Raw genomic sequence first — 12,379 nt, 5'->3', positions numbered from 1 at the left:
CGCCAGGGTGAAGTTCGAGTACGTGCTGTTGGGGCTGCTGGCGCGCCGCCCCTACAGCGGCTACGACCTGCGCAAATGGCTGGAGACGGAAGGCCAGTTCGTGTGGGCCAAGGTCCATCACAGCCAGATCTACCGAAAGCTCGGCCAGCTGGAGACCGACGGGTGGGTGAGCCATGAGGTCGACGCGCGCGAGGGCCGGCCGGACGCCAAGGTGTACCGGCTCACCGAGCGCGGACGCGACGCGCTGATGCAGTGGGTGCGTTCCCCGTACGAGCCCTCGGACCGACTCCAGGACATCGACTTCACCGCGCGCTTCAGCGTGTCCGCCCCCCTGGACAGGGACACGGCGATCGGCATGCTCCGCACCGAACTCGACTTCCGCCGCGCCCAGATCGCCAAGAACCGCCACCGGGACCGCACCCTGCACTACGAGGACCCGCTGCCGGAACTCGACCAGGACCTCGACCGTCAGGTCCACGAATCGCTGCACCTGCTCGGCGCGGGGGCGATGGACTACTGGATCGCCTGGCTGGAGGAGGCCCTGCACCGGCTGACCGGGGAGCGAGCGACGCCCGACGACCGTACGACCGGAGACCGTGCGACGCCCGACGACCGTACGACCGGAGGGGAGGACGCCCGATGAAGGCCATCATGGTGATGTTCGACAGCCTCAACCGTCACATGCTGCCCCCGTACGGGGGCGACTGGACGCACGCCCCGAACTTCGCCCGCCTCGCCGAGCGGGCCGTCACCTTCGACAACGCGTACGCGGGCTCCATGCCCTGCATGCCGGCCCGCCGCGAGATCCACACCGGGCGGCACAACTTCCTGCACCGCAGCTGGGGCCCGCTGGAGCCGTTCGACGACTCCATGCCCGAACTGCTGAAGCAGCACGGCGTGTACACCCACCTCGTCAGCGACCACCCGCACTACTGGGAGGACGGCGGCGCGACCTACCACGGCCGGTACCACACCTGGGAGTTCTTCCGCGGCCAGGAGGGCGACCCGTGGAAGGGCCAGGTCGCCGACCCGCCGATGCCCGAAGACCTCAAGAAGGTGCGGTTCGGGGCCGGTTACCGCCAGGACTGGGTCAACCGGCAGCACACGGCCACCGAGGACCGTCACCCGCAGACCCTCACCTTCGACGCCGGTCTCGAATTTGTCCGTACGAACAAGGACGCCGACCGGTGGTTCGTCCAGATCGAGACCTTCGACCCGCACGAGCCCTTCTTCAGCCCGCAGCGCTACAAGGACCTCTACCCGCACGACTACGAAGGCCCGCACTTCGACTGGCCCGACTACAAACGGGTCGTCGAGACCGACGAGCAGGTCCGGCACGGGCGCATGGAGTACGGGGCGCTGCTGTCCCTGTGCGACCACTCGCTGGGCCGCGTCCTGGACACCATGGACGAGCTGGGGCTGTGGGACGACACCCTGCTGATCGTCAACACCGACCACGGACTGCTGCTCGGCGAGAAGGGCTGGTGGGGCAAGGGCGTCCAGCCTTGGTTCAACGAACTCGTCCACCTCCCCCTGTTCGCCTGGGACCCCCGCACGGCTGCCGCGGGCGCACGGCGGGAGTCGCTTGTGCAGACCGTCGACCTCGCCCCGACCCTCCTCGAGTTCTTCGGCGTCGAACGGCCCCGCGACATGCAGGGCGCGCCGCTGCCGATGGCCGACGACACACCCGTACGGGAGGCCGGTCTCTTCGGCCTCCACGGCGGACACGTCAACGTGACCGACGGGCGACACGTGTACATGCGGGCACCCGTCTCACCGGACAACTCCCCTTTGTACGAGCACACGTTGATGCCGACGCACATGCGGGGCCGGTTCTCGCCCGCCGAGCTCGTCGGCCTGGAGCTGGCCGAACCCTTCGCCTTCACCAAGAACGTCCGCACGGTACGCGTACCGGCCCGCACCCTCTTCAACCCGTACCACCACGGCACCCTCCTCTTCGACCTGGAGAGCGACCCCGAGCAGAGCACCCCGCTCGTCGACGACGCCCTCGAACTGCGCATGGCGACCCTGATGACCGAACTGATGCGGGCCAACGACGCACCGCCCAGCCAGTACGAACGTCTGGGCCTGCCCGAGCACGGCCCGGTCGGGGACGAGCACCTGCTGGTACGGGACCAGCGGGCCCAGGCCGAACGAGCGGCGCAACCGCTGCCCCGCACGGCGGACTACCCGCAGGGCCGGCTCTCGCTGCGCACCCCGTTCCAGGCGCTCATCGCCGACCCGTTCGCGGTCGAGGTGCTGCGCGCCCACCTGCCCGGCGTCGTGGACTCCGAACTCCTCCAGATGGTCGGGTCGACACCGCTGATCGACCTCGCGGCGACGGCGGGGGCACTGTTCCCGTCCGACGCGCTGCGCCGGGTCGCCGAGGAACTCGCCGAACTCTGACCGCGCCCGGCGCCCTCGCCCCTCTTCCGCGATCCCTCTCTCCGACCCCCTGTCCGCTGTTTCGCCGAACAGAATCGAGAAGGCACGATGACCGAGCTCAGCAAAGACGCTGCGCCCCCGGGCCCGGCTTCGGGCTCAACTCCCGCCCAGGTCAAGGGGCGCAACGGACAGCTCGCTCTGCTCGGCGGCACCCTGCTGGTCGACAACACCGAGGCCAGCCTGGTCAGCAGCCTGTTCCCCCTGATCAAGCAGTCCCTCGGCGTCTCGCTCGGCGCCCTGGGCATCCTCACCGCGGCCAGTAAGATCGTGGGCGTGTTCGCCGGCCCGTTCTGGGTGTGGGCGGCCCAGCGGACCTCCCGCAAGAGCGTCCTCGTCGTGGCCACCGGCCTGTGGGGCGTCTGGGGACTGGCCGCGGGATTCTCCCAGAACTTCACCCAACTCCTGATCTTCTACACGATATTGGCGGCGGGCTACGCCGCGGGCGGCCCGATCATCACCGAAGTCATCGGTGACCTCTTCGGCAGTTCGTCCCGCGGCCGTGCCGTCGGCATCGTGTACGGGACGGTATCGCTGGTCAGCGCGGTCATCGGGCCGCTCAAGGGACAGCTCGCAGGCGTGGACGAGGGCTGGCGCTGGGGTCTGTGGGGCATCGGCACGTTCAACGTCCTGCTCGGCCTGGCCCTGCTGATCTGGTTCCGCGATCCGGGCCGCGGCGCCGCCGAGCAGCAGCTCGCCGATCTCGACCAGGCCACGCGCGATGCCCACTCGAAGCTCACTTGGGACAAGGCGTTCTCGCTCCTCAAGATCCGCAGCCTGATGATCCTGATCATCTCGCGCCTGCTGTCCGGGCACCTGCTGGTGATCACGTTCGGCGTTGTGTTCCTCGTGGACGTGCACGGCTTCAGCACCCAGAAGGCCGCACTCGTCACCCTGCCCTTCGGCGTCGGCTACTTCCTCGGAACCCTCCTGGGCGGGGCCGCCTCCGACTGGGCGTCCCGGCGCAGCCCCCGCTACGGGCCGGTCGCCGTGCTCCAGGCGGCACAGTTCGCTTTTGCCGTCTTCGCCTTCTTCGGCACCCAGTTCCACTACGACAGCATCCTCGTGTACGGCACCTTCTTCGCCCTGATGGGCGCGTCGCAGGGCATCAACCCGAGCGTCAACCGGCCGATGGTCATGGCCATCACCCCGCCCGAACTCCGCGCCCCCGCCTTCGCGTTGTACGTGTCGATCGCCGAAGCGATCGCCTGGGCGGGCTACAGCCTGGGGGCGGGCTTCCTCGCCGACGCCGTGGGACTGGGCGCCGTGTTCCTGTGGGTCCTGGTCGTCCTCATGGTGATCAACGGCCTCTTCCTCTCGCTCCTCTACCGCCCGTACGCCGCCGACACCGTCCGCGTGCAGCGGGAGCTGGACGCGCGGCGCGACACCGCCCTGACCGAACCCCGCTAGCCACAACCTCACCCCGCACTCCGCACCCCTCACCCCTGGAATCGAGTACCGCCCATGACACCCGTACGCCGTTTGCCCGAGGGATTCCTCTGGGGCACCTCCACCGCCGCGCACCAGATCGAGGGCAACAACACCAACAGCGACTGGTGGTTCTTCGAACACATGGAGAACCCGTACGTCAAGGAGCCCAGCGGAGACGCCTGCGACAGCTACCACCGCTGGCCCGAGGACATGGACCTGCTGGCCGAACTCGGCTTCACCGACTACCGGTTCAGCATCGAGTGGGCGCGCATCGAGCCCGCCCCCGGCGAGTTCTCCAACGCCGCGATCGCCCACTACCGGCGCATGGTCGACGGCGCCCTCGCGCGCGGCCTGCGCCCCATGGTGACGCTGCACCACTTCACCGTTCCCCGGTGGTTCCTGGAGCGCGGCGGCTGGGCCGCCGCCGGTTCCGACGAGCTTTTCGCCCGGTACGTCACGGCGGTCGCACCCGTCTACGCCACCGACGTGGCCCACGTGTGCACGATCAACGAGCCCAACATGGTCGCCTCCATGGCAACCGCCTACGAGGCCGTGATGTCCGGCCGACCGCTGCCGACGACCGGGCTTCCGGCACCGGACGCGGCCACCACGGACGCTCTGATACGGGCACATGCCCGCGCCGTGGAAACGGTCAAGTCCCGTGCCCCACACGTGAGTACGGGGTGGTCCGTCGCCAGCCTCGTCTACCAGGCCCTGCCCGGAGCCGAGGACATCGCGGTGACGCTGCGACGCCCGCGCGTGGACGTCTTCCTGGAGGCCGCCCGCGCCGACGACTGGCTCGGCGTGCAGTCGTACACCCGCACCCTCATCGGTCCCGACGGGCCCCTGCCCGTACCGGAGGACGCCGAACGCACTCTCACCGGCTGGGAGTTCTACCCCGAAGCCCTCGGGCACGCCCTTCGCCACACTGCCGCCATGGCCCCCGGCGTCCCGCTGATCGTCACCGAGAACGGCCTCGCCACCGCCGACGACACCCGCCGTGTCCACTACACCGCCGGAGCGCTGCAAGCCCTCTGCGCAGCCATGGACGACGGCATCGACGTCCGCGGCTACTACCACTGGAGCGCGCTCGACAACTACGAATGGGGCCGCTACGCCCCCACCTTCGGCCTGATCGCCGTCGACCGCGAGACCTTCGTCCGCACTCCCAAGCCCTCCGCCGCCTGGCTCGGAGCGGCGGGGCGCACCCGGACCCTGCCCGTGGCCCCGCAGCCGGCATAGCCGCCCCGCTGCGAGAGCCGCCGGACACCACGGATACGAATCACCAGCTCCCACCCACCGAGAAGGCAGAACAACCGTGACGCACGACACCCCCCAACCGCTCGACGAACACCTCCTCCGCGCCGCGCTTGCCGTCGCCGTCCGTGCCCGCAAGAACGGCAACCACCCCTTCGGAGCCCTGCTGACCGATGAGAAAGGCCGCGTGCTGCTCGAAGCGGAGAACACCGTCGTTACCGACTCCGACGTGACCGCGCACGCCGAAACCAACCTGGTCCGCAGCGCATCACGCACCCTCGCGCCGCAGCAGCTGGCGACCGCGACGCTGTACACCAGCACGGAACCGTGCGCGATGTGCGCGGGAGCCATCTACTGGAGCGGCATTCCCCGGGTCGTCTACGCCCTGGGCGAGGACGAACTCTGCGTCCTCGCCGGAGCCGGCGGCGAACACCCCCTGCTCGCCCTTCCCTCCCGTCAGGTCTTCGCACACGGCCACCCCGTCGTGGAGGTAGCGGGCCCGTACCTCCACGACGAAGCGGCTGCGGTGCACGCCGGTTTCTGGACCTGAGCATCCCGCCTCGGCGTCCTGTCCCGCAGTGGTGACGACCGGACGAGGGAGCGGCCCCTGGAGGCACGCCGCATTCCGGGTTGACGTGCTGCCCGTATCGGCGTGCCTGTCATCCCCGGGTCGTCGCTTCGGGCAGATTCCCCATCATGCAGGATCCATTTGATCGCACCCTTGGCTGGCCGAGCTCTCATTACCCCCCAGCGGCGATTCAGGTCGGACTGGTGGCGGCGGGCGGTGCAGGCGGCCTTCCGTCGGCGGACGTCTCAGTACAGAGCTGCGGCGTGGGTCAGGAGCTGTGCGGTGGCACGGTGATGCCGGTGGGGGTTCAGGAGGCGGCGCATGGCGTCGAGGCACCGTCCGATGCGCAGCGAGTGCAGGCCGGGGGCTTCGTCGAGGAACGTCTGCCAGTGGGTGAGGGCGGCATCGAGATGTCCTTGGCCCAGGAGGCTCTCGGCGAGCCGCGCTCGGGTGAGCGTACGGGCCTGGCCTTCGGCGGGGGAGCGTAGCCGCAGAGATGCGGTCAGGGCTCTGGTGGCGCCCGCCTGGTCGCCGAGAGCGGCCAGGGTCTCAGCGCGCTGGTAGTGCAGGGCGCCGACCGGGTAATGGGTGAAGGGTCCCGGTGTGGTGTGTGCCTTCTCGTAGAGGCGCTCGCAGGACGTCAGAGCGGTGAGAGCGGCGTGCTTGTCGTGGTGGGCCTGCACAACGGCCAAGTGGGCCTGTGCGTAGGCCTGCACGATCGGCGCGGTCTCGCGGGTGGCGGCCCGTTCGGCCAGGTTGAGGACGGCGGGGGTGCGGTGGCCCAGGTCGTGGGCGTGAGCGGACATGGTGCGCAGCGCGATGGCGAGGGTCGAGGCGTCACCGGCCTCGACCGACAACTGGGCGCCGGTCTGGTGGTACCGCTGGGCGAGCGCATCCGCCCCGCTGTCGGCACACATGGTCCCGAGCAAGATGGTGAGCTGGGCGGCGCCGGACAGCAGTTGCCGGTGCAGGTCCTCCGTGGCGCGGGCGTGGAGGTAGCCGGTGGCGTCGTGGCCGAGGTAGGCGGCCAGTGCGGTGCGGACGTGCCCCGGGCCGTGAGCCTGGGCGGCCTCCGCGAAGACCCGGGTCATGGTCTGCATCTCTTCGACCTCCGCACGCCCTGCCCGGCCGGGCGCACCGGCCGGCCCGGCCGGGGGCTTCCTGTGCGGCTGCAGGGCTTCGGGTGCGGCCAGAACAGCCAGGCTGTACAGACCGGAGCTCAGCAGGTGACGCCTCGTGGGGTCGAGTTCGGCACGGGTCAGTGCGGAGAGCCTGCGCAAGGGGTCGGCCTCCTGGATCAGTTCGGAGACGGTGGACGGGGCGCGGCTGAGGCCCGCGTCCTCGGCGGTGACCGTCCGCTGAAGGCGCCGTGACAACACCTCCAGCAGGAGTGACGGAGCCGGGGGCCGCGGAGAGGTTCCGGACAGCCATCGCGAGACCATGGACCGGTCGTAGGCCAGACTCCTTCCGTGTTCGGTTCCCAAGTGTCGCAGTGCGGAGGCGAGTTGGGCACCGCTCCAGCCTGCTTCCTCGAGCAGCGACCGCAGCTGGGTGTTGGGCCTTCTGGGCACGTTCTTTCCTCCCGGCTGGAGCCGACCAGGCCGCTCACGGCTGATTTCACAACTGCGCAATGTTGCAGCGCTTGCATCGCATGCATCGCCCCGGCCCTCTGTGCGGCGCGGGGACGGGGCGATGTACTGGTTCTGCCCGACAACCACCTGCCCGCAACGTGATTGCGCCTGGGCGGGTTGGTGTCGGTCGCGTCCAGGCCCCGGCGGAGGAACGCCTGATGACCGTTGCCACACCTTCAGGGCCTAGCCCGGCCGTCGAACGCCCCCTGCTTGCCGGGGCCGCCCGCGCCGGAGGCGGCACAGAGTTGTACGAGGCCCTGAGCGGTATAGCCCTGCCCAGCAGCAGATACTGCAGGACCTGGTGGGCAATCCGGCGCTCGACGCGGAAGGCACCGCCCGCATCCGGCCCGTACTCCAAGCAACCGGCGCCCGTGCCCGGGTGGAAAACATGATCTCCGACCGCCATGCACAGGCCCTCACCGCACCGCAAACGGCCCCCTGCCCGTTCGCTGCTGCCGCCGCCCGGCGCCAGATCGCGGACCAGGCTGTGCGGCGCACCGCATAGGACGCGGCACGGCTCTCCTGCGCGGTGCGGTCCCGCCCCGGGCCGGCCGTCCGAGCCGCTCCGCATCGGCGATCTCCCGGATTCTCCCGCACAGACACCACACGGAGCGAATGATGACCACGACCCACGACTCCGATTCCGCGCGGACACGGCCCGCGGACGGGAATCAGGCAGCCCGGAAGAGTTCGGAAGGGCTGAAGGGAACCTACGGATACGTCTGGGCGGACTGGCTGTACGGCCCTCACAAGGACATATTCATGGCGTCGGTCTACAACGCCTGTTATGAGATCGACAAGTGCGACTCGCCCGTCATGAAGTCCACATTGATCGAGCAACTGAGAAAGCGTGTACACCGTTCCGGCGAAGCCTGGGTTGAGGGCATCAGGGAATTCCTGGACTTCGAGGAATACCGGCTCAGTCATGGGGCCGCGCCGGTCGATGTGCTGGACGACGGTGACGACTACCGGGCACTTGCCGCGCTGGACGCCGCCTATCGGCACGGGGCGTTTCGAGGTCTCTGCAAGACTCCCAGTGGTGCCGAATGGGTCGGCCGAGTCGGCGAGTTCGCCGCTGCTTGCGTGCACCAGGGATTCAAGTGGGTGCGGGTCCATGGTGGAACGGACGAGTGGGAGCTGCCCACGTTCGGAGAAGCCTGGTGCAAGGGGGCCGTCATGTGGGGGCTCACCACTATGTGGGTGGCCGTTGACGAAGCCGGTGCCTTCGCGGACAACGACGAGGTCCTGGCTCGCATGCACACCGTGATCTGCGCCCATCACATGGCGGGAGCCGGCTGGAGCGCGTACAGGGGTGAGCACCCCCACGAACACCGAGAGTGGGACCGTGCCGTTCCGGGCAGGGCGCCAAGTCCGGACGCGATCAAGGAGTTCGGCCACAAATGCTGCTGGCCCGAGCAGATGATCGCCGTTCTCGTTCGCTCCGCCGAGCACGTCAACACCTGGGCCAACCCGCCCTTCGATCCGGCTCACTTCGACCGAACGCGGGGGCTCGTGATCGCGGATTACACGCCGCGGCTGAACGCTGCTCTCATCAAGCTGCGCGATGAATTGTGCACGGAGCTGGGGGAGGCGGCGGGAGGAATCACCGACAGCGAGGCGCGAGAGATTCTCTTCCGCATCCAAATCTGGGTGTGCAATTTCTCAACCCATTGGAGGGGGCGAGGGACACGCAGTGACCTGTTCCTGGAAACCAGTGCGGTCGGTGCTGTCCTGGGGGTTCTGCGTGAGAACCGGCCTCATCTGACGGCCGAATTCGTTGAGCGGGCCGTCGAGTGGACTGCGGGGCGATTCGGCAGCCTGCCCCGTGAGCAACGGGACACAGCGCTCGAGCGGGTTCGGCGCTATGTAGAGGTCCGGGGAAGGGTCCCAGGGGCAGCAGGCTCCGCTCTCGGTAGTGCCGGGTCAGGCAACGACCGATTTGTGGACGGGGTTTGGGACTATGCGGAGTGGAGTGTGAGTCAGGTCGAGAACCGGGGTCGGCTCCCCGAGGTTCACCGAGAAGACGCTGTCAGGATGTTCAACGCACTGACCATTCAACGGCGCCTGGCAAGTCGGTACGACCTCGGACCCGACAAGGAAAACCACGGAGGGTGCTGGGTGTGCATCTGCGGCACCTTGTTCCGCGGAATGGTGGACAACCGGCCAACGACAGCCGTCAATCAGTGCCAGATTTGGGGTGGGCTGCTGTACGGGAATCTCGGCCTCGGTGCGGTGGATGACTGGTCTCTCGGAACCAGGTGAAAGGGTGGTCGCAGTGGATGCCATTCCCCTCCCGCAGGAGCGCAGCAACCCGCTTCTTCCTGCAGATGCTTACCAGGAAATCAACGGTCGGCCCGTGAGGGTTCGCATCCGCGACGGCAGTACGCCGTGGATGTTCAGCAAGTACGAAGAAGTGCGGCACATCCTGAACGACATGGAGACGTTCAGTGTCGACAACCACTCCCCGTACCACCCGCACCTCTCCAAGACTTCCTCGACCGGTTTCATCACGCTGCCCTTCCTTGACATTCCTGATCACCCCAGGGTCAGGAAGAGTGTGCAGCGGGAGTTCACCCATCATCGGATCAAATCCCACCGGGACAAAATTGAACACCGGGTCCACCAGCTTCTTGACGTCATGGAGGAGCACGGGCCGCCCTTCGACTTCCTCAACGGCTTTGCGATCCCCTTCCCGGTGGGGGTGCTTTGCGATCTGTTCGGGCTCCCCGAGAGCGAACAGCGAGAGTTCGTAGGAAACGCTTCAACGATCCTCCTCCCTGATGCGACACGGGAGCAAGCCGCACACGGCATGACGTCCGTCGTCCAGTACGTGGAGTCGTTCGTGTCATCCCCGTGCAGGCCGCCTGGCCTGGTGGACCGAGTGGTGCAACACGTGACGGATACGGGCTGCATCTCGCACAGCGAATTGCAGGGACTCATCCGAACAGTTCTGTTTGCCGGGCATGAAACCACCACCAGGGCGCTGGGCCTCGGTGTCCTGGCACTGTTCCAGAACCGCGACCAACTTCCCCAGCTCATGGCAGACCCGGCGAACGCGGTGGAGGAAATCCTGCGCCATCAGACCATCTTCCACTTGGGCATGGGGCTCTTCGCAAAGGAAAGCACAGAGCTAGGAGGTATCCGATTGGATCCCGGCGACGGAGTAGTGGCCTCCTTCGTGGGAGCCAACCACGACAAGGAGGTGTTCCCTCATCCTCACCGGCTCCACTTGGCTCGGGAAAACGCCTCTAAGTCAGTGGCGCTCGGACACGGGCCCCACGAGTGCCTCGGTGGGAATCTCGCGCACCTGGAATTGCAAATCGCGTTCGCGTCGCTGTTCGAGAGGTTCCCGAACCTTCGGCTGGCGGTGGATCAATCAAGGCTCACGTTCCAGGACTCGGGAATTCTCTATGGAGTGGCAGGCCGCATGCCCGTGACGTGGTGAACGAATCCGCCAGGCTGCGGTCCTCCTGCTGCGGTCCTTCTGTGGTGCGGGTCAGGGAGCCTTCTCGCGGTGCTGCTTCAGGGTGAGGATGTCCTCGGCGATCGGCGTGTCGTCCGGTCCCGGGCGGTGCGCACCGCCCAACAGCGCGGCGGGCATCGCACTTCCTCATCGGCGAGCCCTGCGATCGTCCCGGACGATCTGAGGGAAGATCTGCCCGCGACGGCGCAGGCGGCCTTGTCCTCCATCGTCAGCAGGCCGATCCCGGCCACGACATCGAGGGAGCACATGCCGTGCGACAGCGGGCAGTGACCAGCGTGCCCTGGGCTCCAGCCCTCCTGCTGATCGCCTGTGTGGCGCTCGACGCCGTGACCCCGTACGACCAGCGGTTCGACTGGCTTCTTGCAGCGGTTCCCGCACTCGCCGCGGCTTCCTGCACGGTGCGGACCACGCTGGGCATCGGCGCCGTCACGATCGCGGTGGAGATCCTCCTGTGCATGGTCAACCACCGCCTCGGCGCCTACATGGTCCTCCCACTCGTGGCGATCGCGGCCATCACCCTCTCGGCCGCCCACACGAGCCGGGTCCGCATCCGGCGCGAGGAGAGCCTGGAAGACACCCGGTCGGTCGCCCGCACCCTCCAGAACGTCATCCTGCGCGTACCGCCGCCTGCGCTGGGACGGCTGAACCTTTTTGTGCACTACGAGGCGGCCGCCAGCGAGGCCCGCATCGGTGGCGACTTCTACGAGGCCCTCCACACGGCCCACGGCGTCCGCGTCATCCTCGGAGACGTACAGGGCAAGGGGCTGCCCGCGGTCGAGAACGCGGCGGTCCTTCTCGCCTCCTTCCGCGAGGCCGCCTACGACGAACCCGACCTCGCACACCTGGCGGCGCGGCTGGAGACCAGCATGCAGCGCCACAGCGAACGCCACCCGGGATCGCCGAGCGCCGAGCGGTTCGCCACCGTCGTGCTGGCCGAGTTCCCCGACGCCGTGCCTGTGGTGCGGATCGTGAACTGCGGCCACCCCGAACCCCTGTGGCAGCGAGGCCCGGAGCTACGGTTCCTCGAGCCCGACGACCGGCTGCCGCCGGTGGGACTCGCCGGCCTGCTCACCGATGCCTACCGCTGGAAGGACTACCCGTTCGAGGAAGGCGACCGGCTGCTCTTCTACACGGACGGCGTCAGCGAGGCCCGTGACGACTCCGACACGTTCTACTCCCTTGCGGAGCGCGCCAGAATCTGGGCCGTGCTGCCCGCACGGGAGTCCCTGCCCGCCTTGGCCGCCGACCTGCGTCGGCACCGGGACGGGGAGGCCGACGACGTTGCCGCACTCCTTGTCGAACGCCCTCTGCCCGAGTCGGCTCCCACAGGGAGGAAAGCCCCGGCGCGCCGCTGACCCGGCATTCGACCCACGGCAACACGCGGCCTCGCTGTGGCACACCGCCCTGGCGCGGTCCGGATTCACGCGGTGGGACATGCTTCTCCCCTGCGGGCAGGGTCCGCGAAGACGGCGGCGAGGACGAACCCCATGCGTGCTTCGGCCCAGGGGCTCCAGAAGTGGAGGCGGGCGGTACCCCGGGGAGGGCCGATCTTCCTCCGCGAGCTTG

The 12,379-nt window shown here is 68.3% G+C and carries 9 protein-coding genes; 8 read left to right on the top strand and 1 reads right to left on the bottom strand.

Annotated features, from left to right (window positions below; all coding sequences use genetic code 11):
- The first annotated feature begins 7 nt into the window (after positions 1-7).
- From ACIO3O_RS00465 to ACIO3O_RS00445, 5 genes are all read left to right on the top strand, one after another.
- The gene (locus ACIO3O_RS00465) at positions 8-643 is read left to right on the top strand and encodes a PadR family transcriptional regulator (RefSeq protein ID WP_401740117.1); all 636 of its coding nucleotides are present in this window, start codon (positions 8-10) and stop codon (positions 641-643) included.
- A complete protein-coding gene (locus ACIO3O_RS00460) occupies positions 640-2,406 on the top strand; it encodes a sulfatase (protein WP_401740116.1) in 1,767 nt (588 codons plus the stop codon). The genes ACIO3O_RS00465 and ACIO3O_RS00460 overlap by 4 nt, the downstream gene beginning before the upstream one ends.
- An 87-nt stretch (positions 2,407-2,493) precedes the next feature.
- Positions 2,494-3,852, top strand: coding sequence for an MFS transporter (locus ACIO3O_RS00455; RefSeq protein WP_401740114.1), 1,359 nt, complete (start codon positions 2,494-2,496; stop codon positions 3,850-3,852).
- A gap of 54 nt (positions 3,853-3,906) precedes the next feature.
- Positions 3,907-5,115: a glycoside hydrolase family 1 protein gene (locus tag ACIO3O_RS00450; protein ID WP_401740112.1), complete on the top strand. Its 1,209-nt coding sequence runs from the start codon at positions 3,907-3,909 to the stop codon at positions 5,113-5,115.
- 76 nt (positions 5,116-5,191) lie between these two features.
- Entirely contained in the window at positions 5,192-5,680 is a 489-nt protein-coding gene (locus tag ACIO3O_RS00445) for a nucleoside deaminase (RefSeq protein WP_401740110.1), read from the top strand.
- Between the two features lie 263 nt (positions 5,681-5,943).
- Here the strand turns inward: ACIO3O_RS00445 and ACIO3O_RS00440 are convergent, their stop codons facing one another.
- The gene (locus ACIO3O_RS00440; protein ID WP_401741806.1) at positions 5,944-7,077 is read right to left on the bottom strand and encodes a hypothetical protein; all 1,134 of its coding nucleotides are present in this window, start codon (positions 7,075-7,077) and stop codon (positions 5,944-5,946) included.
- An 870-nt stretch (positions 7,078-7,947) separates the two neighbouring features.
- Between ACIO3O_RS00440 and ACIO3O_RS00435 the strand changes: the two genes are divergently transcribed.
- The 3 genes from ACIO3O_RS00435 (at position 7,948) to ACIO3O_RS00425 (ending at position 12,168) form a co-directional block, all read left to right on the top strand.
- Positions 7,948-9,591 carry a hypothetical protein gene (locus ACIO3O_RS00435; protein ID WP_401740109.1) on the top strand — a complete coding sequence of 548 codons (1,644 nt, stop codon included), beginning with the start codon at positions 7,948-7,950 and terminating at the stop codon, positions 9,589-9,591.
- Positions 9,592-9,595: 4 nt separating this feature from the next.
- Entirely contained in the window at positions 9,596-10,774 is a 1,179-nt protein-coding gene (locus tag ACIO3O_RS00430) for a cytochrome P450 (RefSeq protein ID WP_401740107.1), read from the top strand.
- A 290-nt stretch (positions 10,775-11,064) separates the two neighbouring features.
- Entirely contained in the window at positions 11,065-12,168 is a 1,104-nt protein-coding gene (locus ACIO3O_RS00425) for a PP2C family protein-serine/threonine phosphatase (RefSeq protein WP_401740106.1), read from the top strand.
- The last annotated feature ends 211 nt before the right edge of the window (positions 12,169-12,379 follow it).

Source organism: Streptomyces sp. NPDC087440 (genome assembly GCF_044744005.1).
Lineage (GTDB): Bacteria > Actinomycetota > Actinomycetes > Streptomycetales > Streptomycetaceae > Streptomyces.
Note: the sequence above shows the minus strand (reverse complement) of the source record. Positions and strands in the feature narration are given on the sequence as shown.